Genomic DNA, 25,372 nt, shown 5'->3' on the forward strand with positions numbered 1-25,372 from the left:
ATAATAATGTAAAGGACGATGTCTCTTTGCCGTTTCCGTCATGCTCCCATCAGCTCCGTTGCCACTCGTCTTGCCTCGGCGTCGGTAGCGATGTAGGTGTCGTACGACGGGTTGGCATCAAACGCCACCCTTGCCATGGTCTCTTCTATGATGCGCGGCATGTCGAGGAAACCGCATTTGTCGTCAAGGAATCCGCGGTTCACTATCTCGTTGGCGGCATTCAGTATGCAAGGCATGTTGCCGCCTTTGCGCATCGCCTCGTAGGCAAGCGCCAGACAGCGGAATTTCTCCATATCCGGCTCGAAGAACTCCAGCGGATGCTCAAAGAGATTCAGTCTGTCACCATTGAGATGCAGCCTGTCGGGATATGAGAAGGCATACTGTATCGGCAGACGCATGTCGGGCACTCCAAGCTGTGCTTTCACAGCCCCGTCGACAAACTGCACCGCACTATGTACTATCGACTGCGGATGCACGAGCACCTGAATCTTGTCTACGTCCACTCCGAAGAGCCACTTTGCCTCTATCACCTCGAAGCCCTTGTTCATCATCGAGGCGCTGTCGATGGTGATCTTCGCCCCCATCTCCCATGTGGGATGGTGCAGGGCGTCTGCCTTCGTCACCTTGGCGAGCTGTTCCTTTGAGAATGTGCGGAACGGTCCGCCGGATGCCGTGAGCAGAATTTTCTCTATTTCGTTGTCGCCCTCGCCCACGATGCTCTGGAATATCGCCGAATGCTCACTGTCCACAGGGAGTATCGGCGAGTGGTTCTCTGCCGCGAGCCTGCATATCAGTTCGCCAGCCACCACGAGCGTCTCTTTGTTGGCGAGACATATCTTCTTGTGTGCCTTTATCGCACTGATGGTAGGGCTCAGTCCGGCGAATCCCACCATCGCCGTAAGCACCATGTCTATCGGACCGGCTGTCACGATGTCGTCGATTGCCTGTCTGCCGGCATATACATTGATGTCGGGACAGTCGGCGAGCAGCGACTTCAGTTCCTCGTAGTGTGCCTCGTTGGCTATCACCACGGCGGCAGGATTGAACCTGCGTGCCTGTTCAGCCAGTTCCCTCACCCTGTTGTTTGCCGTGAGGCAATACACCTCGTATAGGTCGGAGTGTTCTTCTATCACCTCCAGTGCCTGCGTACCTATTGATCCTGTTGAGCCGAGTATGGCTATTTGCTTTTTCATATCAGTTGTTGTCGTTGATGTCGATAAGACCTTCCGGAAGTTTTGCCCTGAGCAGCTTCTTCCCGGCGTCCACATCCACTATGATGTCCTCGCTTGCCGGGATGAGCGCGATGTCGCCGGCGGCGGTCTCCACCTCGAGCAGCACGTTGATGGTGCTCTCGTCGATGCCCACCACTTTGCCTACTATGGTTCCGTCCATATTGTCATCGGCAAGGCTGAATCCCTTCAGCTCGTCCCAGGTCAGTTCGTCGTCGCCCCGGTCGGAGAGATGTTTGGGGAAATACACCTCGCTGCCCACTATCTCGCTGGCTTCCTCCTTGGTGTCGATGTCCTCAAACTTCACGAGTGCCGTCTCGCCCGACTTGAATCTCCACTCCTCCATATAGAAGGGCACGAGGATGCCGTCGATAAGGAGCACGAGATAGTCGGCGTCGACACGGTCGAACACGTCGTCGTCGAAGAAGAGCGTCAGCTCTCCCTTCACTCCGTGCGGCTTGCCAATCTTGCCAATCTTATATACCTCTTCCTGTCTTATCATCAGTTTTTCACACGCTTAATGTTGGCGCCGAGAGCATTGAGGCGTGCCTCTATGTCCTCATAGCCACGGTCTATCTGGGCTATATTATCGATTCTCGACGTGCCGTTGGCGCTGAGAGCCGCTATGAGCAGCGCTATGCCGGCGCGTATGTCCGGGCTGGTCATCCTGCCGGCTTTCAGTCTCACCTTGTGGTCGTGGCCTATCACCACGGCGCGGTGTGGGTCGCAGAGTATTATCTGTGCGCCCATGTCTATCAGCTTGTCAACGAAGAACAGTCGGCTCTCGAACATCTTCTGATGCACGAGCACGCTGCCTCTCGCCTGTGTAGCCACCACGAGCAACACGGAGATGAGGTCTGGAGTGAGTCCGGGCCAAGGGGCGTCGGCAAGCGTCATTATCGATCCGTCGATAAACGAATCCACCTGATAGTGAGGCATATGCGGTATGTAGAGGTCGTCGCCCTCTATCAATATCTTCACTCCCAACCGGCGGAAGGCATCTGGTATGATACCGAGATTCTCCACCGACACGTTCTTTATCCTCAGTCCGTTGCCCACCATCGCCGCCATGCCGATAAAGGAGCCCACCTCTATCATGTCGGGCAATATGGTGTGGTCAGCACCATGCAGCTTGTCCACTCCCTCTATGGTGAGCAGGTTTGACGCTATGCCGCTGATTTTCGCTCCCATGGCATTGAGCATCTTGCACAGCTGCTGGATGTATGGTTCGCAGGCGGCGTTGTATATCGTCGTGGTGCCCTTGGCGAGCACGGCAGCCATCACGATGTTTGCCGTTCCCGTCACCGAAGCCTCATCAAGAAGCATATAGGTACCCTTGAGTCTGCTTGCCTTTATCTCGAAGGTGTTGCTGCCCTCGCTGTGAACGAACTTGGCTCCCAGATTCTTGAATCCCAGGAAGTGGGTGTCGAGCCGGCGTCTGCCTATCTTGTCGCCTCCGGGCTTTGCCACCACTGCCTTGCCGAAGCGTGCGAGCAGCGGACCGATCATCAGCACGCTGCCACGGAGCGACGAGCATTTCTTCACGAACTCCTCGCTGCCGAGATAGTCGAGATTTATGTCTTTCGATTCAAAAGTGTATTCGTTCTTGCCTATGCGCTCCACGCTCACGCCGATGTCTTTCAGCAGGAGAATCAGGTTGTTCACGTCCAGAATGTCCGGCACGTTTCTCATCACCACCTTCTCCTCTGTCAGGAGAGTGGCGCATATCACTTCGAGAGCCTCGTTCTTGGCTCCCTGCGGCGTAATCGTTCCGCTCAGCGGATGCCCGCCTTCTATGATGAAAGATTCCATAGTGGGTAGGTTAGTGGTTTTGTCTTCTTCGCTTTCCTTTCGACCCACCGCCGCTCTTCTGTTGCGGCTGCGGCAGGTTGAAGCGGGCGTTCTGCAGTTCTCTCGGGTCGAGCTGGATTATTCCGTCGGTGAAGCGGGCGATGTCGTCTACCACCTTGTCATAATTGTTGGCGCCGTGGCTCCACTGTCCGAGGTTGTGCTTCATCTGCTCTGCGGTGAGCCTTGCCAGTTCGTCGCGCTCCTTTCCCGGCTCCATCTTCTTGAGCAGTTCGAAGCTCTCGAAAAGCAGGTGGCCATAGTGTCTCACCTTGATTTTCGTCATCGGATAAGCCAGCGGTTTCGGCTTCTCTGATATTTCCTTCGCCTTGCTCACGTCGTATGGATAGTCGATGTCGAGTTTGAAGTCGCTGATGATGGCGAGATGGTCCCAGAGCTTGCATTTGTAGTCGGCATTGTTGCGGTTCTGAGGCAACATGCGCTCCATCACTCTCACGATCGTCTCGGCACATCTCTGGCGCTCCTCCTTGGTGGGCAGATTCACGGCGATGTCAACCATCTGCTGCACCTCCCTTCCGTATTCCGGCAGGATGAGCTTTTCTCTCTCGGTATTGTAATCCAGTCCTTTTATATTCATCTTCTGTAAGTTATCTTGTTTTTCCTTAGAGGAGCTTGCGCGGTGTCTTCGCCACGAAGTCCTTCAGATAGAACGGCACGAAATATGCCACGTCTTCATATCTCTCCTCTGCTATCCTCTTCTCTGCCAGCGGGTACATGAATCTCGACAGAGGTTCGATGTCCTTTATAAGGTGGGCATTGGGATGGTTTATGGTCTCCATGCATTTCTCAGCTCCGTTGCCGAAGAAATACACGGGTCCCTTGTCGAGGAATTCCTTGTAGGTGTCGGCGTCTACGACGTCGGCCTGTACCTTCCTGACTTCCTGCAGACGGCGGTTGTATACGGCGGCATACACCTCCATACGCCTTGCGTCGATCATCGGACAGAGCAGTGCGTCCTCCTCTATCTCATGATGCAGCAACACGGGCACCGCCATCAGTTCGAGCGTCGGTACGGCAATGAGCTTCACTCCCCTGCCGTAGCAGATGCCTTTTGCCATCGACACTCCGATGCGGAGGCCGGTGTAGGAACCGGGGCCGCAGCTCACGGCAACGGCATCAACGGGTATGGCATGACTGTCGGCGAACGACAGTCCCTCGTCTACGAATTCTCCAAGTTTTACGGCGTGGTTAGGTCCGGAATGGTCTTCTTTCGTAAAGATGTCGGCGCCGTCCTGACTCACTGTTAGAGAGCACACGTTTGTGCTCGTTTCAATATTGATAATGCACGACATATATAATAATGTATTCGAATAACAGTTTGCAAAGATAGTACAATTAGCTTGCAATTCAAAATAATTCATCTATTTTCACTTTTCACACTGTTCCGCACCTGTGTTCACCGCTACGAAATTGGGCACGGTGCTTGCCCAGTTGGGGCAACGTGCTTGCCCAACATGGGCACGGTGCTTGCCCCGGTTGGGCACATTTGCAATCCTGTCCGTGCCCAATTCGGAAAAAATCACCGAAAACAGTCGCCGATTTGAACACACGACAATTTAGCCATCCACAAAAAACAGGATGACTAAAGATAATCTAAAGGGAACGGCCCGAACCATCCAGACAATTACCAGATGGTTCGGGTCGTAAATAAAAAACTTAAATATCTATGATTCAACAACTTACACATTCAAGACCAGATGGTTGACGGTTTTTCGCATTTTTTTGTTTTTATGCAAAAATCAGCCATCAGGGCATGTCTGTAATCATCCTTGCGTCAGACTGCATCACCCTTCACCTCCTTAATCTGCCTGAGGAGTCTGTTCATGCGCTTGAGGTTCTGGTAATAGTTGATGAAACCGAAAGTGAAACCGATTATCACTCCTATTATGCCGCCCCATACCGAACCGCGCACCAGCTCTGACTCATAGCCCCTTGTGAGATAATAGAAGAAGAAGAATATCCACACGAGCAGCAACGGGATGGCATAGAGGAACCATTTCAGTTCGAAACGCTTGTATTTCACGATGCCCAGCGCCACCTCGGTGAGATTGCCCGAAATCATGTCGGCTGAAGCATAGCGCCTGAGCGAATACACCGAAGCCACGAGCGCCGATAGGAGAAACAACACGGTGAACACCAAATACCATGTGGGCATTCCGATGAGCGGCAGCAGCACCACCTGCAGCGGAATAGCCACCACCTCGAGCACGATGGCGAAGATAAGGTCCTTGCGCACCTTGTTGTAGTCGCCCTTCATCGCCCGGCGCGCCATCTTCTCGTTTACTATCTGCTGGTCTTTGAGCATCGACTTGAGTTCGCCGAACTGTGAGCGCATCTCGTCGAGTTCCATCAAAATATCTTTTTCCATTTATAGCCTCCTGAATAAGTTAATCGTTAGACATTTTTTTGAGCTGTTCACGAATACGCACCAGTCTCACCGACACGTTTGCCGTGGATATTCCGAGCATCTTGCCGATTTCATCATAACTGATGTTCTCGAGCCACAGCAACACGATGGCACGGTCGAACGGCTGCAGCTTGCTGATGCGCCTGTGGAGCATGCCAACCTGCGTAGTACGCTCGTCGGAGGGTTCAAAGGGGTCGACGTCCATCGTCAGCCTCACCGTGGGACGGCTTTTCTTCTTTCGTCCCATAGAGATGCAGGTGTTCAGAGCCACCCTGTAGACCCAGCCTCTCACATTGCCGTCGCGCTTCATCTGCGGCATGCCCTTCCAGAGATTTATCAGCGTCTCCTGATAGAGGTCTGCCACCTCGTCCCGGTCTTTGGAAAACATATAGCACACGGTGTAGATCGTGTCCTTGTTTTCTCGTGCCAGTTTCTCAAATTCATCTTTCCTTACATCCATCGCAATACTGTTTTATCGGAATATCTACTCTTAATACGCAGGAGTGGCGCGATTCACTACGCCTGGGGAGCATGTTTTTTCTTTTTTTCCCTTTTTTCTTATATGTCCAACTTTCAGAGAGGCCGTGTGTCGTCTCATCTGTTGCTGAATGTCTGTGTCGTCATAAGCCCCAACCGGCATAATCACCGATTGGGGCTATAATAGTCGCCGGGAACCGTCGTTACAGATATTCCTCGCCGTGGTCCATCCTCACCTCGTTGATGTATTTGCGCACGAGGGCTGACGAGTCTTCTTTCTTGCAGACAAGGAGCACGTTGCCCTTCTCTGCCACGATATAACCGTCGAGACCGTTGAGCACCGCCACATGGTCGTCGGGCATCTTCACGATGTTGCCATGACATTTGTCGAGTTTCACCATGTTGCCTATCACCACATTGTCGCCCATACACTTGCTCATCGTTTCATACATGGAATGCCAGGTGCCGAGGTCCGCCCAGCCGAAAGAGGCGTTCTTGACATACACATTGGTGCCCTTTTCCAGCACGGCAGAGTCTACCGAGAGGTTGGGGTAAGCCGAATAGCGCTTGGCGATATGTGCCTGTTCTGCCTCAAGGGAATATACCGACGCCGAATCGATGACGCTCAGCACTGGCGGAAACAGGGCTTTCAGGCTGTTGCGCAACGTGGAGCAGCGGGCAATGAAGAGTCCGGTGTTCCAATAGAACTCGCCGCTGTTCATGAACATCTCGGCAAATTCCCTCTCCGGCTTCTCCGTGTAGCTCTTCACCTTGTATATGCCGCTGGCATCGGCTTCGCCTTCAAACTGAATGTATCCATATCCCGGCTCCGGACGTGTGGGTTTCACTCCTATGGCGAGCAGACCGTCATGGGCACCCACCCAGTCGAGACCATCGCAGACATCACGCCTGAAGGCATCGGCATCCATCACCATCTGGTCTGCCGGCACCGTGACGATCCTTGCCTTCTCATTGCGGTGGAGGATACGGTAGGTGGCCCACTCCACGCTGGGAGCGGTGTTGCGGCTGACGGGTTCGAGCAGCACATTCTCTTCGGGCAGCTCGGGAAGCTGCTCGCTCACGAAATGTCCATACTCCTCATTGGTTGCCACGAGGATATTCTCAGGAGCGATGATATTCTTCATCCTGTCGAAGGTCTGCTGCAGGAGCGTACGTCCGGTGGAGAAGAAGTCGAGGAATTGCTTCGGAGCGTTTTCGCGGCTTGCCGGCCAGAGTCTTCTGCCCTTTCCGCCGGCAAGTATCACGCAGTAGTTATCGTTGTTGTAATTCATATCGCATTAAATTCAATGAATGGGTTTTATCTTTATTACGCACTAAGTTACTCATTATTGTAGAGTCCCACAACATTTTATGTTTTTTTCTCTTTTATTCGAAGTGCTTAGTAATGTTCAAAAACAATTTGGACATTACTTAAAAAGAAAAATCCGCAAAAGTTTGCGTATTGCAACAAAATGTATTACCTTTGCACCGCATTAAAGCCCAGATGGCGGAATCGGTAGACGCGCTGGTCTCAAACACCAGTGGGGCAACCCGTGCCGGTTCGACCCCGGCTCTGGGTACTGAAAGGAGAGAAGCTTGCTTCTCTCCTTTTTTTGTTGCCTCCCTTTGATTACTCATATCCTATTGACACCCGTTGGCGAATTAATTTTGTGCGACACTTTTATGAGTACAAGAAGACAAAAAATTGCATAACAAAAAAAAGAGCAAGCGGCTTCAGAACATGTAATGTAATGTCATGATTCTGAAACCGCTGAACTAATATTTTCACAAAAAGCCATCAGACCGTAAATGCGGTGTTAAACTGATGACAGATTGAAGCAACTTTCCAAACGACTATTCGTCTTCTCTTTCCTCACGGTAGCATTCGTATACCGATGCCATGTCTGGACAGCACACACTTGCCTTCATTGCCAGGCTGTCAAACTCCTTGCGCTGCTTGCTGGAACCGCGTGCCATGGTGCCGGCAACGATGAGGTCTGCCGTATAGCTGCTCGACGAGAAGGGCACGTTGACGCCGTTCGTCATCGCCGACAGTTCCTTATACCACGGCAACGGATTGATAGACACGGTGTCGATCTTGATGCGGCGCTTCGATGCCTTCTTCGCCTCATGGCGCCAGTCAATCTGATTGCCCACCACATAATTCCGATAAGTGTAGCCCAGTTCGTGGGGTTCGGCGTCGGAGATGAGCAGGATGCTGCGTGTGGAACCATGGCGCCACGAAGTCTCCTCCACTATCTTCTTTATCACCAACTCGTAGAACTCGTCGCCGTCGCCGCCGCAGGTATCCTTGGTATTCTTTATAAACTTTATGATGCTGTTCTCATTCCGAGTGAGCGGCAGACACTGATAGGCGTCGCCGAAATCATTCTTGCCGTTCATGTCGCAATAGTCGCCGAAAGCCACAATGCCGAGACGCAGGTCGTCATTGTCCTTGAAGAGTCGTGGAATAAGGTCGGCCACCTGACGGCGCACGTCGTCGATATATGCCGCCATCGAACCGGTGGTGTCGAAGGCAATCACCATATCGAGCATTCCCACCTTCTTGGGAGCGATGTCTTTCATACCCTTCTCGTCTGCGCCACCGATAGTTGTAGTCGTGTTCTCTACGATAGTAGTTTCTTTCTTTGTATTGAAAATCTTTTTCATAATGGTAATGTTTAATTGTTTACTTCTTTTCTATTTATAAGACCATTTCAGAAAAAAATTAAGCAAGAAACGGAAAATAATAAGTTTTTTCAGAAGAACAATGGAATCTTTCAATAAGACAAGCGGCACCTCAACAATAAAAACAAGCAGGCTTGTTTTGTATTGTCTTCGGTTTGCATTATCTTTGAATAAGATAAGCGGCACCTCAACAATAAAAACAAGCAAGCTTGTTTTGTATTGTCTTCGGTTTGCATTATCTTTGAATAAGATAAGCGGCACCTCAACAATAAAAACAAGCAAGCTTGTTTTGTATTGTCTTCGGTTTGCATTATCTTTGCCATGGAGAATAAAATCGGCATACAATAACAACATTCAGCTTATGGCTCATCTTCCAGACGACATAATACTAAACGGCTTCATATCCTTCAACGGCGATATGACCAAAGAGTACTTCTATGGCTACTGCCGGCGTGCATACAGCATATACGACAGGAAATACCAGCTACACGGCAAGGCGGGACTTGACTTCTATTCACTCGCCCACGACTACTACATACAGTTGCTCACCCACCATTTCGAACCTCTGCTCAAGAAGCCGAAAGCTGCCAAGCTGTCTACATGGATGGTGAGGGGTTTCCATTTCGTGGTGCTCGATGCACTGAAGGCTTACAACAAGGAGTATGAGCATCTCTCTGAAGAGGCTTCCGATGTGGTGTTGGAATATGTGCGGTCCACCGACAAGGAGGAGGGCATGCTGCTGCAAGTGGCAGAGGCTGTGGCATCACACTACCACGACCGCATGATGCAGGAGATAGCCCACATGGTGTTTTATGCCGGATTCAAACAGAAGGACGTGGCGGCACAGCTCGGCATCACTCCGGCTGCAGTGAACATGAGATACAAGAAGATGATGGAGGAAGTGGTGACTCCCTACGTAATCGAGAATTACGGCGAAGGTCTCACCATGGCTCCGGTCATGGAACCCTGCATGGAAGACAGTTCGGCAGACGCATGCTTCAGCAAGGCAAGTCCGATGTCAGCTTCATTACTCCCACGCTTCGCCAACTGGCAACAGGAATCAGAACAAAATACAGATATCATGAACAGAAGAATCACACCATCACTAATCACCGCCCTCAAGCCGAACGAGATATTCGTGTTCGGTTCAAACCTGCAGGGCATCCACGCCGGCGGCGCGGCACGTGCGGCGAGACTGCATTTCGGTGCCGTAATGGGACAGGGCGTAGGAATGCAGGGACAGTCGTATGCCATCCCAACCATGCAGGGAGGCACGGAGACCATCAAGCCCTACGTTGACGAATTCGTGGAATATGCCCGTAAGCATCCCGAACTCCATTTCCTCGTCACTGCCATCGGCTGCGGCATAGCGGGATTCGATGCCGATGACATCGCCCCACTGTTTGAAGAGGCAAAGGACATTGAGAACATCTCGCTGCCCGATGAGTTCTGGGATGTGCTGGAATAAGCCAACAACAGACTGATGACCGATTGGGGAATAACAGAGTATGACGACAACAGGACGTTCTCTCCACCAACGACAACGCATAATAGATAAGGTATAATCAAGAACAATAAAAAACAATAACATCATGAAGAAACTGAAGATGCTACTGCTGACCTGCTTTATGGTCATGACCAACGCCGCCATGGCGCAAGACCACCTCAATCTGCCATACTTCATCTCCGGACCGATACAATACGGAATGGTGTCGGAGACGGCACTGACATACCAGGGAGAGGCCACCGTACAACGGTGTATGGAACCGAACCTGAAGCATGTCAAGATTCCATACAATGTGTCAAGAGGACTGACGAACTGGACCATAGAGGTGATTGCCTGCGGTGCCTTCGACGGTTGCTCGCTGGAGTCGATAACGCTAAACGATGCCATAAAGTTCATCGAGTCACAAGCATTCACCAGATGTCCGCTGAAGACTTTCACCTGTCCTGCCAAGCTGCGCCACATCGGCATGAGTGCCTTTCAATGGTGTACGGAGCTTGAATCAATACATACCGACAACAACCTCAAGGGCATCGGTAACGCCTGCTTCTGGGGATGCATCAAACTGAAACGCTTCGACTGTCCGAAAGACATGCACACTATCGGCGAGAACGCTTTCAGATGCTGCACCTCGTTGGAGTATGTCACTCTTGGCGATGACATGATAAACATCGGCGAAGGCGCATTCAGCGACACTCCAAACCTGAAGGCGATAGCAATAACAAACAGGAATCCTCACGACGCGCCTAACGCTTTCTGCCGCGAAGTGCTGCAGAACACATGGCTCGTAGTTCCTGACGGATGTGTGGGAAAATACAAGGCGAAGAAAGGTTGGCAGGACTTCGTACACGTGATTGAGCGGAGCAAGCTGAAATAAGACTTTGCGCCAGCTCCACCAACCTTTTTATCCCAAAACGGTCATTAGGACTTGTCGACCTAATGACCGTTTGGGGGCTTATATATATAGCTGAAAAAATCTACAACATAGTGCGGAATGAATCCACCACGCCAAGCAGATGCTTCTCCTCGTCAACCACGAGAACACAGTGTATCTTGTTCTGATGGAGCACCTGCTCTATGTCGGTAATCTTCATTTCCGGCGACACCATCTTCGGCGTCTTCGTCATGATGTCGGCAACGGTGAGTTGGAAGAATCTGTCCTGCGAGCTCTCCATCGCACGGCGTATGTCGCCGTCGGTGACGAGACCCACCACCTTGCCGTCAACCACCGGCACACACAGTCCCAGTCTGCCGTTGCTCACATGTATAACGGCCTCGCCGAGCTTCGTCTGAGGGTCTACTACAGGCAGGTCGTCGGAACGCATCACGTCCTTAGCCCTGGTGAGCAGTCGTCTGCCGAGCGAACCGCCTGGATGGAACTGTGCGAAATCGGTAGCCTTGAAGTTGCGTGCCACCATCAGCGCACATGCCAGGGCGTCGCCCAGGGCGAGGGCTGCCGTAGTGGATGATGTGGGAGCGAGTCCCAACGGACAAGCCTCACGGCTCACTCTGGAGTTCAGATGGGCAGTGGCATATTTGGCGAGCAGCGACTCCGGGTTTCCGCTCATTCCGATAACAGGGATCTTATGTTCGATGAGATACGGCAGGAAGCGCAGCAGCTCATCGGTCTGTCCGGAATTAGACAATGCCAACACCACATCCTCTGCCTGTATCACGCCGAGATCGCCGTGGAAGGCATCAAGGGGATTGATGAAGAAGCTCGGCGTTCCCGTTGAAGAGAGCGTAGCGGCAATCTTCGCACCGATATGTCCGCTCTTGCCCACTCCGGTAACGATGAGCTTTCCCTTACACTGTAGTATGATATCGACAGCCTTGTCGAAATTGTCATCGATATTGGGTATGAGTTCAAGGAGAGCCTTCGACTCGTCCTCGATACATTTTATTGCTGTATGTGTGTATTTCATAATTCTACTTTTGTTTTCCGATTATTCCCATCAGCACTGACTGACGGGACGGCAGTTTCTGTTAGTCAAGCAGACTCTTCACCACTCCTTCGAGGTCTTTCAGATAGAGCATGTTCGGTCCGTCGCTGAGGGCATGGTCAGGGTCGGGATGCGTCTCGAAGAAATATCCCTGTGCTCCGAACGCCTTTGCCGCCAACGCCATCATCGGCACATACTGACGGTCGCCGCCAGTCTTTCCGCCGGCTCCTCCTGGCCGCTGCACGCTGTGTGTGCAGTCCATCACCACGCGGTCGGCATACTGCGACATGGCTGGCAGATTGCGGAAGTCCACCACAAGATTGTTGTATCCGAAGCTGTTGCCTCTCTCGGTAAGCCACACCTCCTTGGCACCTGCCTCACGGCATTTCTCCACGGGATAGCGCATGTCTTCGCCAGAAAGAAACTGTGCCTTCTTGATGTTCACCGTGCGTCCGGTGCGTGCTGCCTCTACGAGGAGGTCGGTCTGGCGGCACAGGAATGCAGGAATCTGCAACACGTCCACCACCTCTCCGGCTGCCTTTGCCTGCCAGCTCTCATGGATATCGGTGAGCAGCGGCAGATGGTATTTCTCTCTCACGTCGGCAAGCATCTGCAGTCCGCGTTCCAGTCCGGGGCCGCGGAAGGAGTGTATCGACGTGCGGTTTGCCTTGTCGAAGGATGCCTTGAAATAGAATGTGCGACCCGTCATGTCGCTTAGGCGCTTTATCTCTGCCGCTATGGTGTCGAGCAATTCTGCCGACTCTATGACACATGGTCCGGTGATAAATATTGGATCCATTTGTTGATGATAAGTTTTGTTTCTAATAATTATAACAATCCCTGCCTTCTCCCGCCCTCATCTCAACGGACTATAAGGACGCAAAAAAGCATATTTCTCAATTTCACGGCAAATATAACACATCAACTCCAAGCAGCAAAGGATTTTCCTGAAAATCTTTGGCTACTATATACCATTAGCCTATCGTTTCATAATATCATCAACGGCAAGAAAGTAATTACTGACAACAACAGCCATTAAGAAAGACTTTCAGTTATCATTTGAAGGCCAAAAGGCTATAACGACATATTAGAAACGATAGCGGTCATCCCACATTGCAAATACAGCAAAGAGGGATGACCGTTTTGGGTATTACGTTGAACGACCAGATGACAGCGTTTTGGGGTTATGCAGGTCTACGCTCTGCAAATCACAGTTTATAGAACTCCGTGAATGCCTTGATGCAGTATTCATGGTCTGCCACAGAACCCGTCTCACGCACGGAGTGCATGCCGAGGACAGGGTTACCCATGTCTACGCCACGCAGAGGCAATGATGAAGCAAGGATATTGCCGAGGGTGCTGCCGCCTGCCACGTCGCTATGGTTGACGAAGCGCTGGCATGGCACACCGGCTTTCTCACAAATGCCTGTGAAGATGGCTGCCGAAACGGCGTCGCTGGCATACTTCTGGGCTGCATTGAACTTGATGCATGGACCACCGCCAAGCATAGGATGGTTGGTAGGGTCGAACTTCTCAGGATAGTTAGGATGCCAGGCATGGGCATTGTCGGCAGAAATCATGAACGAATTCTCCACGCTGCGGTAGAAATCCGACATTTCGCCACCCTGTGCGAACACCAGACGCTGCAACAGACTGCTCAGGAACGGGCTGCCGGCTCCCTGCTTTGTCTGGCTGCCGGTCTCCTCATTGTCGAATACGGCAAGCACCTGTGTAGTCTCCGGCACACCGCCACTCATCATCAACGCCATGAGTCCGGCATGAACCATGCTCAGGTCGTCGAGTCTGCCGGCAGAGATAAACTCATCATGCACGCCGAAAGTGCTGGCAGGAGCAGTGTCGTAGAGATAGAGGTCGAAGTCGAGGATATCCTGCGCCTTTACACCGAGTTCGCCGGTGATGACGTTCATCAGCATGTTGCCAGCCTCAAGCTGGTCGTTCACGATGCCGAGCAGCGGGAGCATGTCTTTCTGCTTGCTCAGTTTCACACCGTCGTTCACCTGACGGTTGAAGTGGATGGCGATATTGGTAATCTGCAGCAATGGTCGCTTCACATGCAGCAGACGGGTTTCCGGCTGCAGCGGATTGTCGGTGCGCAAGATGACTCTTCCGGCGAGGCTCAGCGGACGGTCGAACCATGTGCTCATGATAGGTCCACCATATACCTCGGTGTTGAGTTTCGTGATGCCTCCCTCACATACCATTTCCGGATTCGGTTTGATACGGAAGGTGGGCGAGTCGCAATGGGCGCATATCAGATGGAATCCCGCATCGGCGATAGTCTGCCTGCCTATGCGGACGGCATAGAGCGAGGAGTCGTTCTTGGTGAAGAACAGCTGGTCGCCTGGCTCAATGGTGCCTATGGGAGCAGTGGAATCCATCTCTTTGAAACCGGCAGCGGCAAGACGCTCCTTGAGGGTCTTCACTGCGAGGAAATTCACTGGCGATGCATCGAGAAATGCGAGAAGGTCTTTTACCATAGTACTTTGTTTTTAAGTTATACAATCAAGGCGCGTCGGAGAATGACAGACGCCTCATTCATACCATATTATATATAACAAGAAAGGGACATGCCCGACGTGACGATGCATCATCCGGCTGTCCCTTTCTCTGTATTTGCTTATCAGTCGTTCTGCTTGCTTCTATAATTGTCCAAGCCCTCCTGGAGGAAGTTCAGATAGTCTGACACGTCTTCCTTGAATGAGAATGGACGAGAGAGAGGCATACCGTCAGGACCGAGGGTCACGTAGTATGGCTGTGCGAGGGCACCGAACTTGCTCTGCTGCAGGTAGCTCCACTTGTCACCGACAGTACGCAGAGTGCGCTTCTGTCCGTTCACGGTCACCTCGATAGGCTTGGCCAGAGGCTGCTTGTCGTCAACATAGAGAGAGATGAGCACATAGTCGTTGTTGAGTTTGTCGGCAACGCGTGGGTCTGTCCATACGGCAGCCTCCATCTTACGGCAGTTCACACAACCGAAGCCGGTGAAGTCGATGAGGATAGGCTTGCCCTGTGCTGCAGCGGCAGCTACACCCTCTTCATAAGAAGTGTACTTAGGTTTCACCTCGTTGGTATTAAGGTTGAAGTCCTGTGTGTTCATCGGCGGTGCGAAGGCGCTGACAGCCTTACAAGGAGCACCCCAGAGACCAGGAATCATATATACGGCGAATGCCAGAGAAACAAGACCGAGCATCACGCAAGGCACTGGCATTGGCTTTGGCTCACCGAGCATCACGTCGCTCTGGAACTTGAGCTTGCCGATGAGGTAGAGACCCAAGAGGAAGAAGATAGCTATCCAGAGAGCGAGGAATGTCTCACGGTCGAGGATGTGCCATCCGTAAGCGAGGTCTGCAACAGAGAGGAACTTCAGAGAGAATGCGAGCTCCACGAAACCGAGGCTCACCTTCAGTGTGTTCATCCAAGAGCCAGACTTAGGAGCTGACTTGAGCCATGCCGGGAACATGGCAAAGAGTGTGAACGGCAATGCGAGGGCAATAGAGAAGCCAAGCATACCGACTGCCGGAGCGGCGATGTTACCCGATGTAGAGAACTCAGCGAGGAGCAGTCCGATGATAGGTGCGGTGCAAGAGAATGACACGAGCACGAGGGTGAACGCCATAAGGAAGATAGACACGAGACCTGTTGTTGCAGAAGCCTTGTTGTCTACGGAGTTTGTCCACTTAGAAGGCAGCTCAAGCTCGAACCATCCGAAGAATGACACTGCGAATACAACGAGCACGAGGAAGATGATGATGTTGAACACGGCGTTGGTAGAAAGACTGTTCAGTCCGTTACCACCCGAAATAAGAGTGATAAGGAAGCCGAGCAACACGTAGATCACGATGATGGAAACGCCATAGGTAACGGCATCGCGGATACCCTTCTTCTTGTCCTTGTTGCGCTTCATGAAGAAGCTTACGGTCATTGGGATGATAGGCCAGATACATGGCATGAGCACTGCGAGCAGACCGCCCACGAAGCCCATGATGAGGATATAGAAGAGAGAGTGGCTTGCGTTGCCACCTTCCTGATATGCCTTCAGCTCATTGATAACCGGTTTCCAGAGGTCGCCGTCGGCAACTACGGATGCCGAGTCAGCCTCAACAGCCTCGCCGGCCGGTGCCACGGCTGCAGTGTCGGCAGCGGCAGCCTCCTCTGTAGCTTCCTCCTGAGCCTCAGGAGCATCGGCAGGACCGTTGCCCTTGTATGAGAACTCTACAGAGGTAGGAGGCATACAGCCAGAGTCGTTGCAGGCGCCATACTCCAGATAACCCTTCACAGAGTATGTCTTGCCCGTAATCTTATAGCGCTGCACGAAGGTAACGCTGTTCTCATAATAGCGAAGCTGCATACCGAAAATCTGGTCGTACTCCTTGATTTCCCGGCCCTGGGCCTTGAGCTTGCCTACTGCCTTCACGCCCTCAGCCTTCTCGGTGTGCATAGTGGCAGGGATTGGTCCGTCAGCAGGGATGTTGGGGGCATATACATGCCAGCCCTTGGCGATCTTACCCTTGAAGACCACATCGATTTCGGTGTCAGAAACCTGCTTCTGACTAACTGTGAAATGTACTGGACTTCCTTGTGCCCACAGCATGATAGCCATAAGCATCATGAGCGAAGTCGTAAACATTCTTTTGATTACTGAACTTTTCATTATTACTTTATTGTTTTTTTATTTTTATTTTTCTTCGATTGTTTATCAAGGTGACTCCAACAGGAATCCTTATATAGTTACGTCAATCCTCCTTCACACCTTTGTGGGTCATGATGTCGAGCACGAAACGGTCGGTATCGTTCATGCCGCGGCTGCCGATGGCTGTGAGGTTGCGGATGCTCTGGTCCACATCGTCGTCGATGATTCCCTCGTATGAGGTGACATATTTGTGCTGCATGGCGAGCATCGCACTGAGCACCGCCGTGCTCACGCCGCTGGTGAGCTTCAGGGCGCAACTTGGCTTCGCACCGTCGCAGATCATTCCCGTAAGGTTTGCTATCATATTCTTCACCGAGAAGCAAATCTGCTCGAAGTTGCCGCCCATGAGATATGTGATACCGCAGCTGCTGCCCGTGCTGGCAACCACGCATCCGCAAAGTGCAGACAGCGTGCCGAGGTTTTGTTTGATATATATTGCCGTGAGGTTACTCATCACAAGCGCACGGATAAGCTCCTCCTCGGTGTTATGGTTCTCCTTGGCAAATACCACCACCGGCATGGTGGTGCAGATACCCTGGTTTCCGCTGCCGCTGTTGCTCATCACCGGCACCATGGCTCCCGCCATACGTGCGTCGCAGGCACAGCTTGTGGCAGACAGTATTCTGGAGAAGATGCTGTCGCCCATGATTCCATGACCGAGCGGACTGCAGAGCGTCTTGCCCAGCTGGTGGCCATAGTTCTCGCGCAGTCCTGCCGCAGATGCAGCCTCGTTGAGCTTCTTGGCGTCGAGGATGAAGCGGATGTCGTCGAGCTTGGCAGTGTGGGCGAATTCATACACTTTACCCAGCGTCAGCCTGATGTCGTCGGCAGCCTGTGAGGCTTTAGCGGCACACGAAGCCACGTTGAGCAGTTCCTCTGCGTCCTTGCGCATGAAGACGAAATTGGTGTGGGAGCTCTTGATGCGAGCCTCAGCTTCCTTTCCGCCAGCCTTGCAGAGGGCGTTGATATACAGTTTGTCGGCGTCATCATGTTCGAGGGTTATCTTGATTCTTCCCTCGTCGATGTATTTCTTTCCACGCTCCACATCGTCCTTCGTGCAGTCGCGGAGCACTTCCAGACTGAGTTCAGGCTTTCCTGCCAGCGCTCCCAAAGCGATGGCGATGGGAAGACCGATCATTCCCGTGCCAGGGATGCCTACTCCCATGGCGTTCTTAAAAATGTTTGCACTAAGTCTGACATCAATAGTATCAGGCTCCGCTGCAAGCAGCTCTGTTGCTTTTGCCACACAAAGTGCCACAGCAATTGGCTCGGTACATCCAATAGCAGGCACAACCTGACGATGCATCAAGTCCAAAATAGCATTATACTCTGAAGGTGTAATCATAATATAACAAGGATAATAAAAGTATTACATAATTATGTAGCTGCAAAAATAAGCATAATTATATTAACAAACACGTTTTTAGCCAATTTTTTATTTTGTAATTATGAAAAATATGCCTATCTTTGCAAAAAGAATAGACATTTGGTGAGAATATAATGGATTCCGGCACTAATTTCTCTGCCGGAATCCATTATATTATATTGCCAGGAAACACATAAAATCAAATAAAAAATAATTTTCATTATGGCTTACATGTCACAAGATGGCTACGACAAGATGGTAGCCGAACTGAAACGTTTGGAAAGTATTGAGCGTCCGAAGGCATCTGCCGCAATCGCAGAGGCTGCCGACAAGGGCGACCTTAGTGAGAACTCTGAGTATGATGCGGCAAAAGAGGCACAGGCTCATCTGGAAGACAAGATCAACAAGCTGAAGCTCGCCATCGCTGAAGCGAAGATCGTTGACACGTCACGCCTCAGCACCGACACCGTACAGATTTTGTCGAAGGTGGAGATGACAAACATCGCCACTAAGGCAAAGATGACATACACTATCGTCAGCGAGAGCGAGGCGAACCTCAAGGAGGGAAAAATCTCCATCAAGACTCCTATCGCACAGGGACTGCTCAACAAGAAGGTGGGCGACGAGGCTGAGATAAAGATTCCTCGTGGCACCATAAGACTGAGAATCGACAAGATTTCCGTAGAATAAAAACTATAGATTATGGACATTTTTTCTAAGATTGCTGCAGGCGAGATTCCAAGCTGGAAATGCGCCGCAAACGAGAAATTCTATGCGTTCCTCGACATCAACCCTCTGGTGAAGGGTCACACTCTGGTGATCCCACGCCGTGAGGTGGACTACTATTTCGACATGACCGACGAGGAGATTGCCGAAATGGCGGTATTTGCAAAGAAGGTGGCAGTTGCCATCAAGAACGCTTTCCCATGCCGCAAGGTGGGCATGGCGGTGCTCGGACTGGAAGTGGCTCATGCCCACGTTCACCTCGTGCCGATGCAGAACGAGAAGGACATGCTCTTCTCTAACCCTAAGCTGAAACTCACCGACGAAGAGTTCAAGGAAATCTCCGACAAGATCTTCGCTGAGTTCAACAAACTGTAATTACGCTGCCCCACTCTGGCTGAAGGAAAACTAAGAGCAGGGACACGACGGAAACTCCAAGAGATTTTTTAACCCCAAACGGCATGATGACCGTTTGGGGTTAATTTTTTTTATGGACAAATCGCCATATAAGACAAGAAATGACGACACTCCTACCCTATCTCCGTACGGCTTTACTATTTCAACACACACTGTTCCACGTTATATCCCGTAAGCTCGACAAACGGTACTTGCTGTCGCGCATCGGCATTGTCCCATCTGATATTGACAGTGCGCTCCTCTCCGGGCATGAGGTGGAAATAATTGTCTGAATAGTCCACGGGCAGCACCTGACTGCCATCTCCGGTCTTGAGGTTCAGCCTTATCATCATTGCCGGTGTGGAAGCGGTGTTCCGCAAAGTCAGAGTCATGCCGTTGCCGGACGGGCGTTTTACTGAAGCCGCCACTTTCACCACGGGCAGCGTGGCAAGCTGCTGCAGATTGCCTTCGTCGGTAGACAGCACATAGAAATTGGTAGACAACGTCGCGTTATTGCTGTCGGCGAGTCTCAAACGGATGTAATACACCGTTCCGTCGATATTCCCGGGCACGGAGTCGGTGGCGAGAGCTGCCAGTTCTACGGTGGAGTCACCATTGGAGTTTACCATATTGCTATCCACACGGACAATATTGCCACGGATATCGAGCAGTTCGCGGGTTGCCACAAGGTCTTTATAGTTATCCGCCGTGCGGTTTACCACCTCGATGCTGCGTGTCAGGGCGTTACGCTGGATATGCAATGGTTCGCAAGCCTTGCGTGCGCCGAAGAAGGCTGCCGTAGGTTCGAAATAATAGTCATAACACTGCCATGTATAGCTTGGCCAGCAGGCATGGCTCATCCAGATGAGCAGTCCCTGGCGGTATTTCGAGTCTGCCTCATACATCGCACGATAACCTTCATAGTTTTCCCATTGTGCCAGACGGGTGAAGTCGTCGGCAGACTCCGGTTTGCCGAACATACGTTCGACGATTGCCATGAACGAAGCGCCTCGCTGAGCGCCTGCCTGTGTGAAATCATGCTGTCCCCAGGCGTCGCCGGGTTCCCATTCTATCGGTTCTGCGAGTGTGCGGCGTGTGCCTTCCGGCGTCATCACGTTAGGCATGCCACGCTCGGTATGCAGTTTTCCGCTCTGCTTGGCGAAGTAGGTACGTGGCGGTTCCGCCCAATACGGTCCGTGTCCGCTCACTCCATCATCAGCCGAAGATGATATGTAGAGTAACTTCGGGTTCATCTCTGCCACAGTCTGCCGCAAACCGTCGTCGAGGGTCTTTGGAGGATAACCTTCGTTTCGTCCGCAATAGAGAGCAATCGACGGATGGCGGCGCATACGGCTTGTGAAATCACGGGCATTGCGCATGAACATCACCTCGTCGTCGGGATCCGGTCCGTCGGCAGGGTTGGCAAGCCAGAAGTCCTGCCACACCATGATGCCATACTTGTCGCAAGCGTCATAAAACTCCTCGTCGCCGGTCATTCCCACCCAGTTGCGAATCATATTGAAGTTCATGTCGCGGTGCAGGCGCACGGCAATGTCGTATTCCCTCTGGCGATAGTTGAGGTTAGACTCCGGAAATCCCCAGTTTCCGCCGAGCGGCACGATGCGTCGCCCGTTGACGAAAAGTTTCAGCTGCGTGTCAGGGTCGGCATATCGCATCTCCCTTATACCTGCCTTGTAGTGGATGCGGGCAGTGGCGTTGTGGCACTGCTGATTGTCTGCCACGAACTCAAATCCGGCATCATGCAGATATGGTTCGCCATGTCCGTTTGGCCACCAGAGGCGTATGCGCCGGTCGCACAGGGTCTGGTATTCGTCGGGACTGAACATCACCTCTCGCTGTTCTCCGGCTTTCAGCGTGATATTCTTTTCAAACTTCAGATTGCCTATCCATCCTCTCAGCGTTCCGCTCACTTCCTTGTCGAGCCAGTTGTGCGCCAACACGCGTGGCGTCATGGTGGCAAGGGTGTCGGGCAGATTGTCGAAACGGGTGCTTACTACGGGGTCTGCGAGTGTTACGGAAGCAGTAGAAGTAAGATAGACATCGTTCCAGATACCGATATCACGACCGCGGATAGTTGATATCCAGTCCCAGCCGATAGTGGCATGGAAGGTGGGGTTGTCTGCTCCGAGTATGCCGCCGTTGAAATCGGTGTTCAGATGGTTTTTCTCCTTTATCGCTCCGGGATGTGCATTCTTGTGGATAAGCACGGCGAGTGTGTTTACTCCTCCGTTGAGATATGGCGTGATGTCGGCTACGGAACTGGTGAAGGCTCCCTCTATGCGGTCTATCTTCTTGCCGTTGACCCACACATCGGCTTTCCAGTTGATGCCGTCGAAATTCAGAAGCACCCGCTGTCCTGCCATCTCCTTCGGCAGGGAGAAGGTGCGGCGATACCAGAAGTCGGAGTTGAAATATGAATCGCTGATGCCGAACATATTGTCGGCATAGTCTGGATTGGCAAGAGCGCCATAGTTGACGAAACTGGTGAGCACGGTGGCTGGCACGGTGGCTGGAATCCAACTGTCATCGGTGGCAAACTGTCTGGTGGAGACCTTCTCACCTCCTGCTTTCACCTGTGACGCGCGGCACACTTTCCAGTCTCCGGCATTGAGCATCATGCGGTTGTCGGCATATCCACCGTTTGCTGACTCCATACCGGGGCGGGTTGCAGACTCCGTGTCGCGCCGAACGCCCTTTCCTTCAACCTTCAGTTCGCTCAGCACGTATGCCTTGGTTGGCACATCGCCGGTCTTCGCCACATCAATGCTGCCGCCGTCCATGGTGACTCTGACATAGCGGCAACTGACGCCGCTGAGTTTTATGCGGTCGGTGCGCCGCTTGCTGTTGTCGGGCAGCGTTGCCACACGGCGCCATTGCCGGGCGTCGTCGCTGACTTCTATATATCCATGCTTGGGTCGGCGTATCCACGAAAGGTCAACGAACGACACCTCTGACTTTGCCGCCAGGTCTACCTGTGCCCATTCATGTCCCTCGCCGGCACTCATCCAGGCGCTTCCGAAACGGGAGTTTGGTATGACATCGGCAAGCACTCGCCCACCGTCCTTGTAGAAATCGATATTGAAGACTGTCCAATATACAGCTCCTTCCATATCCAACTCCAGGCGCATGGCCGTGATGTCCCGGCAGTCAGCGGGCAGGTCGAACTGCAGATTGATGTCGCGCTGCGGCAGCATGCTTGTCCCGGTCTGCTTGTTTGGGTCGCTGCTCACCTTGCTCTTCGACAAAGTGCCGGGCAGCTTGTCGCCCCGGTCTTCTGCCACCACACGCCATCCGCCTTTCTTGCCGGTCGGCACAAGCACTTTTATACTGTAGCCTCCATGTGCCTTCGCCTCATCGTATGCCACATAGCAGCGCAACTTTATGCGGTCGGCTTTCACCGACATCGCCGTCCACTGATATTGCAGGCTGTTGCTGCTGCCCATCAGCGTGTTGCGGGTCCACTCCCCACCGTCGATTGCCCATTCCCGCTCGCGTCTTGGCAGCGGTCCGGCGACATCGCATACGGTGAGTGTCGGCGGCATCGCGGTTGTCACGATGCCATCGGTGAGAAGTTGTCCTGTGAGATTGTAGTCAAAACATGATGATGTGCGCACCTGGCGCATCAACGACAGGTTGTCATCGGCATCGGGATCGGCAGCAAAGGCTGCTGATGCAAACAGAAATGCCATCAGGCTATTGGCTATCCTACGGTAACAGATCATATATAATAGGTTTTAGATGCGAAGTTAAGAAAAGTATTTGAAACGGCAAGCGTTTATTCATGAAACAAGCGTTTAGTGACGAAAAAAGCCAGAGACCATCGGGCTATCAACACCCATTGGCCTCCGGCTATATCACAAGCGGCTGTCATACCGCGCAAAAGTCCGTTATGGCATCTTACCATGTCACGCTCATACCCATCGATATGCTGGCGTTTGAGCTGAGAGGGATACATTCCTTGCTGGTCTTGCCAAGGATGTGGTCCATGCCGATGAAGAAGTTGTAGCCCTTCGGATGGATGTTCACCACATATCCCATGCTTGTAGCAAAGCTGCTTGCCGCAAAGCTGATGCCCCCGTCAAGCCACTTGAGGGGTTTCCAGTTGGCGCTCAGTCTGCCTCGTCGGTCTGCATGATCTTCACCTCCAGCGGTGATGTCTGCGATTCCACTCCGTCTGCCGATGCCTTCACATCCTTCTGAACGAGCTGCACCTCGATGCCCTTGAGTTCCTTCTTGTCGGCATCCACCGGTATGACATCCAACGACATGTATGCAGGCACACAACTTGTCACGTTTGCCGTAGCCAGCAGATAAGCACCGTCTGCAAGCTTCATGTCCTTGATGTCGTCGTGCCATCCGTCGAGGGTGTCACGGTATTCTATCACCGCATTCTCTGCAAATGCCAACGGTGCGTCAACATGATACGAAGGCTGTATCACGTAGGTATGTCCGAGTTCGAAGCGTCCTTCCTTCTTGCTGTCTGCCATTGCCGTAGCGGTGAACTTGATGTTGTCTGGTATGGTCTTTATGAGGTCTGACAGATTGCTCTTGGTGATTACCTGGTCGTAACCTTCCACTCCGTTTCCTCTGCGGCAGATGCACACATGGGTTGTCTTGCCGCCTGTCACACGTATTCCCTCTACATCCACCGAGGCTGTCTCGCGTCCGTTCTTGAAGGCTTTGATAGTACCGTTTACGACACCATCCACCTGCATGTCGTTGCTGATGTCGAGCGAAATCTGCGGATTATACAGGTCTGCCACCACATTTCCGTCTTTCAGGAAGTCCGGCACGCCGGTGATGTCCACGTCACCGAGGTCGTTGAGGGCGATATCCGGGTTGAAGCGTCCTGTGGCTGCTTCGATGGTGAAGTTGTCGTTCTCATAGGTACAGGTGATCTCTCCTCCGACATTTCCTGCATCTGCTGCAGAACCGGTATATGGAGCTGAAACATTCAATACGATAAAGCCGTCAAGTTCCACATCCTTGCCGTTTATCTTTATTGAAGAACCTGGATATTCCTGCTTAGCCTTGAAGTCGATAGTCTTGATATTCACCTTTACCACCAGGTCTTTTGAGGTTGGCACATCATTGAAGACTACCTTTCTTCCATTTACAGTCGGCGTCATCAAACTTCCGTTGTCTGCCAGTTCCATATAGTTAGGGAATGTCAGCGAGAGTTCCTGGAACTTCGGAATGCTCCTCTTGATATTGTCATCGAATTTGAGTCTGAGTGTTACGGGTGCTTTCAATTCAGCCTTCTTCATTTCGATTACATCTGCCGGTTTCTCACCCCTGTAATGGAACTCCACAAGGTATCCTACGCCACTTATGTCGCCAACATACGAGTCATTGCGACGCACGCCTTTCGACTTTGTAGGCGATACGACACCTACAGGCACTGGAGTGATGATGGGCTCGGACTTCTTCCAAACTACAATCTTGTCGATAAGCGGATGCACGGGGGCAACGTTTCCACCATCCTGGCGGAACACATAATCGCCGTTTGCAGCCTCTACTACACTTCCGTTTTCCTCGAGTTCCAAAATGTCGCCCAACTTGATGTTTTCGGTTGTGCTGACAGGAATCTGGAGTCCATCGCTTCCGATACCAATCGTGGAATCGATGTTTCCAAAATCATAGTCACTGTCTGAACATCCTGTGAACACGAGCGCACCTGCGACGAACAGTGCCGGTAGCAATCTCGCGGAAAGATTTGATTTCTTCATGTTATTTTTTTGTTGGTTATGTTGCAGTGTTGTTATAGTCAAGTCCACTGTGTCGTACTATATATCATGTCTGAATATTCTGTTGCAGAACATGCAGCAGTCCATTAACGTACCTGTTTTATCAGTAGTCTAACTTTTCTTTTGTTTTGTTATTTTTTGCAAATATAATAAAAAGCAGATCAAAACAACAATGTTTGTCAAGATATTTACAACTTGACTCAAGTTTTTGTATAAAATCCCCCATAGCGTGGGGAATGAAACCCCACATTAGGGGGTTCTGTTCCCCACGCTATGGGGGGATTTTAGCTA

Annotated in this window: 22 protein-coding genes, 1 tRNA gene and 1 pseudogene; 5 read left to right on the plus strand and 19 right to left on the minus strand. The window is 51.8% G+C overall.

Annotated features, from left to right (window positions below; translation table 11 throughout):
• Positions 1-38: 38 nt before the first annotated feature.
• From ST42_RS07560 to ST42_RS07595, 8 genes are all read right to left on the minus strand, one after another.
• Complete coding sequence (locus ST42_RS07560) at positions 39-1,193, minus strand: 1-deoxy-D-xylulose-5-phosphate reductoisomerase (RefSeq protein WP_022316663.1); 1,155 nt, start codon at positions 1,191-1,193, stop codon at positions 39-41.
• A gap of 1 nt (position 1,194) precedes the next feature.
• Positions 1,195-1,731 (minus strand): ribosome maturation factor RimM, encoded by a 537-nt coding sequence (gene rimM / locus ST42_RS07565; RefSeq protein ID WP_044073056.1) that lies wholly within the window; start codon positions 1,729-1,731, stop codon positions 1,195-1,197.
• Positions 1,731-3,041: a UDP-N-acetylglucosamine 1-carboxyvinyltransferase gene (murA, locus tag ST42_RS07570; protein WP_044073057.1), complete on the minus strand. Its 1,311-nt coding sequence runs from the start codon at positions 3,039-3,041 to the stop codon at positions 1,731-1,733. The genes rimM and murA overlap by 1 nt, the downstream gene beginning before the upstream one ends.
• Before the next feature lie 10 nt (positions 3,042-3,051).
• Entirely contained in the window at positions 3,052-3,675 is a 624-nt protein-coding gene (locus tag ST42_RS07575) for a DUF4290 domain-containing protein (RefSeq protein ID WP_042520186.1), read from the minus strand.
• Positions 3,676-3,700: 25 nt separating this feature from the next.
• Positions 3,701-4,390 (minus strand): tRNA (adenosine(37)-N6)-threonylcarbamoyltransferase complex dimerization subunit type 1 TsaB, encoded by a 690-nt coding sequence (gene tsaB / locus ST42_RS07580; RefSeq protein ID WP_044066153.1) that lies wholly within the window; start codon positions 4,388-4,390, stop codon positions 3,701-3,703.
• 482 nt (positions 4,391-4,872) lie between these two features.
• Positions 4,873-5,466, minus strand: coding sequence for a hypothetical protein (locus ST42_RS07585; protein WP_044066152.1), 594 nt, complete (start codon positions 5,464-5,466; stop codon positions 4,873-4,875).
• 19 nt (positions 5,467-5,485) lie between these two features.
• Positions 5,486-5,965 carry an RNA polymerase sigma factor gene (locus ST42_RS07590; RefSeq protein ID WP_022316669.1) on the minus strand — a complete coding sequence of 160 codons (480 nt, stop codon included), beginning with the start codon at positions 5,963-5,965 and terminating at the stop codon, positions 5,486-5,488.
• A gap of 220 nt (positions 5,966-6,185) precedes the next feature.
• Complete coding sequence (locus ST42_RS07595; protein WP_044073060.1) at positions 6,186-7,274, minus strand: mannose-1-phosphate guanylyltransferase; 1,089 nt, start codon at positions 7,272-7,274, stop codon at positions 6,186-6,188.
• A 206-nt stretch (positions 7,275-7,480) separates the two neighbouring features.
• On the opposite strand from ST42_RS07595, the gene ST42_RS07600 reads away from it, so the two are divergent.
• Positions 7,481-7,562, plus strand: a tRNA-Leu gene (locus tag ST42_RS07600).
• Between the two features lie 274 nt (positions 7,563-7,836).
• On the opposite strand, the gene ST42_RS07605 is transcribed toward ST42_RS07600, so the two are convergent.
• Positions 7,837-8,652, minus strand: coding sequence for a vWA domain-containing protein (locus ST42_RS07605; protein WP_052488277.1), 816 nt, complete (start codon positions 8,650-8,652; stop codon positions 7,837-7,839).
• Positions 8,653-8,682: 30 nt separating this feature from the next.
• A complete protein-coding gene (locus ST42_RS14055) occupies positions 8,683-9,024 on the minus strand; it encodes a hypothetical protein (protein ID WP_042520190.1) in 342 nt (113 codons plus the stop codon).
• A 727-nt stretch (positions 9,025-9,751) separates the two neighbouring features.
• On the opposite strand from ST42_RS14055, the gene ST42_RS07615 reads away from it, so the two are divergent.
• Together ST42_RS07615 and ST42_RS07620 are read left to right on the plus strand one after the other, a co-directional pair.
• Positions 9,752-10,138 (plus strand): A1S_2505 family phage non-structural protein, encoded by a 387-nt coding sequence (locus ST42_RS07615; protein ID WP_042520236.1) that lies wholly within the window; start codon positions 9,752-9,754, stop codon positions 10,136-10,138.
• A 124-nt stretch (positions 10,139-10,262) separates the two neighbouring features.
• Positions 10,263-11,051 (plus strand): leucine-rich repeat domain-containing protein, encoded by a 789-nt coding sequence (locus ST42_RS07620; RefSeq protein WP_044073061.1) that lies wholly within the window; start codon positions 10,263-10,265, stop codon positions 11,049-11,051.
• A gap of 100 nt (positions 11,052-11,151) precedes the next feature.
• Here ST42_RS07620 and ST42_RS07625 read toward each other — a convergent pair whose 3' ends face one another.
• The 5 genes from ST42_RS07625 to ST42_RS07645 form a co-directional block, all read right to left on the minus strand.
• Positions 11,152-12,099 carry a KpsF/GutQ family sugar-phosphate isomerase gene (locus ST42_RS07625; RefSeq protein ID WP_042520191.1) on the minus strand — a complete coding sequence of 316 codons (948 nt, stop codon included), beginning with the start codon at positions 12,097-12,099 and terminating at the stop codon, positions 11,152-11,154.
• 61 nt (positions 12,100-12,160) lie between these two features.
• Positions 12,161-12,943, minus strand: coding sequence for a 3-deoxy-8-phosphooctulonate synthase (gene kdsA, locus ST42_RS07630; protein WP_262503199.1), 783 nt, complete (start codon positions 12,941-12,943; stop codon positions 12,161-12,163).
• A gap of 382 nt (positions 12,944-13,325) precedes the next feature.
• Positions 13,326-14,615, minus strand: coding sequence for a M18 family aminopeptidase (locus ST42_RS07635; protein ID WP_044073063.1), 1,290 nt, complete (start codon positions 14,613-14,615; stop codon positions 13,326-13,328).
• Positions 14,616-14,758: 143 nt separating this feature from the next.
• On the minus strand, positions 14,759-16,789 hold the full coding sequence (locus ST42_RS07640; RefSeq protein ID WP_022317578.1) for a protein-disulfide reductase DsbD family protein: 2,031 nt from the start codon (positions 16,787-16,789) through the stop codon (positions 14,759-14,761).
• A gap of 82 nt (positions 16,790-16,871) precedes the next feature.
• Positions 16,872-18,170 (minus strand): L-cysteine desulfidase family protein, encoded by a 1,299-nt coding sequence (locus tag ST42_RS07645; protein WP_197065834.1) that lies wholly within the window; start codon positions 18,168-18,170, stop codon positions 16,872-16,874.
• Between the two features lie 246 nt (positions 18,171-18,416).
• Between ST42_RS07645 and greA the strand changes: the two genes are divergently transcribed.
• Entirely contained in the window at positions 18,417-18,884 is a 468-nt protein-coding gene (gene greA, locus ST42_RS07650; RefSeq protein ID WP_022317580.1) for a transcription elongation factor GreA, read from the plus strand.
• Positions 18,885-18,896: 12 nt separating this feature from the next.
• On the plus strand, positions 18,897-19,295 hold the full coding sequence (locus tag ST42_RS07655; protein ID WP_022317581.1) for an HIT family protein: 399 nt from the start codon (positions 18,897-18,899) through the stop codon (positions 19,293-19,295).
• A gap of 176 nt (positions 19,296-19,471) precedes the next feature.
• On the opposite strand, the gene ST42_RS07660 is transcribed toward ST42_RS07655, so the two are convergent.
• From ST42_RS07660 to ST42_RS07665, 4 genes and pseudogenes are all read right to left on the minus strand, one after another.
• Positions 19,472-23,023: a glycosyl hydrolase 2 galactose-binding domain-containing protein gene (locus ST42_RS07660; RefSeq protein ID WP_197068928.1), complete on the minus strand. Its 3,552-nt coding sequence runs from the start codon at positions 23,021-23,023 to the stop codon at positions 19,472-19,474.
• Between the two features lie 208 nt (positions 23,024-23,231).
• Entirely contained in the window at positions 23,232-23,372 is a 141-nt protein-coding gene (locus ST42_RS13845; RefSeq protein ID WP_156137022.1) for a hypothetical protein, read from the minus strand.
• 3 nt (positions 23,373-23,375) lie between these two features.
• Positions 23,376-23,498: pseudogene (locus ST42_RS14580) on the minus strand (hypothetical protein); the annotation flags it as partial.
• A complete protein-coding gene (locus tag ST42_RS07665) occupies positions 23,444-25,063 on the minus strand; it encodes a hypothetical protein (RefSeq protein ID WP_044073064.1) in 1,620 nt (539 codons plus the stop codon). The gene ST42_RS07665 and the pseudogene ST42_RS14580, both read right to left, overlap by 55 nt.
• Positions 25,064-25,372: the final 309 nt, after the last annotated feature.

Source organism: Prevotella pectinovora (assembly GCF_000834015.1).
In the GTDB taxonomy this organism is placed as follows: Bacteria; Bacteroidota; Bacteroidia; order Bacteroidales; family Bacteroidaceae; genus Prevotella; species Prevotella pectinovora.

Coding starts and splice junctions, on each gene's coding strand:
- ST42_RS07665 (WP_044073064.1), bottom strand. CDS start 25,063: ATGAAGAAATCAAATCTTTCCGCGAGATTGCTACCGGCACTGTTCGTC.
- rimM (WP_044073056.1), bottom strand. CDS start 1,731: ATGATAAGACAGGAAGAGGTATATAAGATTGGCAAGATTGGCAAGCCG.
- ST42_RS07625 (WP_042520191.1), bottom strand. CDS start 12,099: ATGAAATACACACATACAGCAATAAAATGTATCGAGGACGAGTCGAAG.
- ST42_RS07655 (WP_022317581.1), top strand. CDS start 18,897: ATGGACATTTTTTCTAAGATTGCTGCAGGCGAGATTCCAAGCTGGAAA.
- ST42_RS07575 (WP_042520186.1), bottom strand. CDS start 3,675: ATGAATATAAAAGGACTGGATTACAATACCGAGAGAGAAAAGCTCATC.
- ST42_RS14055 (WP_042520190.1), bottom strand. CDS start 9,024: ATGTTGTTATTGTATGCCGATTTTATTCTCCATGGCAAAGATAATGCA.
- ST42_RS07615 (WP_042520236.1), top strand. CDS start 9,752: ATGAACAGAAGAATCACACCATCACTAATCACCGCCCTCAAGCCGAAC.
- ST42_RS07560 (WP_022316663.1), bottom strand. CDS start 1,193: ATGAAAAAGCAAATAGCCATACTCGGCTCAACAGGATCAATAGGTACG.
- ST42_RS07620 (WP_044073061.1), top strand. CDS start 10,263: ATGAAGAAACTGAAGATGCTACTGCTGACCTGCTTTATGGTCATGACC.
- greA (WP_022317580.1), top strand. CDS start 18,417: ATGGCTTACATGTCACAAGATGGCTACGACAAGATGGTAGCCGAACTG.
- ST42_RS07635 (WP_044073063.1), bottom strand. CDS start 14,615: ATGGTAAAAGACCTTCTCGCATTTCTCGATGCATCGCCAGTGAATTTC.
- ST42_RS07605 (WP_052488277.1), bottom strand. CDS start 8,652: ATGAAAAAGATTTTCAATACAAAGAAAGAAACTACTATCGTAGAGAAC.
- ST42_RS07660 (WP_197068928.1), bottom strand. CDS start 23,023: ATGGCATTTCTGTTTGCATCAGCAGCCTTTGCTGCCGATCCCGATGCC.
- tsaB (WP_044066153.1), bottom strand. CDS start 4,390: ATGTCGTGCATTATCAATATTGAAACGAGCACAAACGTGTGCTCTCTA.
- ST42_RS07595 (WP_044073060.1), bottom strand. CDS start 7,274: ATGAATTACAACAACGATAACTACTGCGTGATACTTGCCGGCGGAAAG.
- ST42_RS07590 (WP_022316669.1), bottom strand. CDS start 5,965: ATGGATGTAAGGAAAGATGAATTTGAGAAACTGGCACGAGAAAACAAG.
- ST42_RS13845 (WP_156137022.1), bottom strand. CDS start 23,372: ATGGGATATGTGGTGAACATCCATCCGAAGGGCTACAACTTCTTCATC.
- ST42_RS07585 (WP_044066152.1), bottom strand. CDS start 5,466: ATGGAAAAAGATATTTTGATGGAACTCGACGAGATGCGCTCACAGTTC.
- murA (WP_044073057.1), bottom strand. CDS start 3,041: ATGGAATCTTTCATCATAGAAGGCGGGCATCCGCTGAGCGGAACGATT.
- ST42_RS07640 (WP_022317578.1), bottom strand. CDS start 16,789: ATGAAAAGTTCAGTAATCAAAAGAATGTTTACGACTTCGCTCATGATG.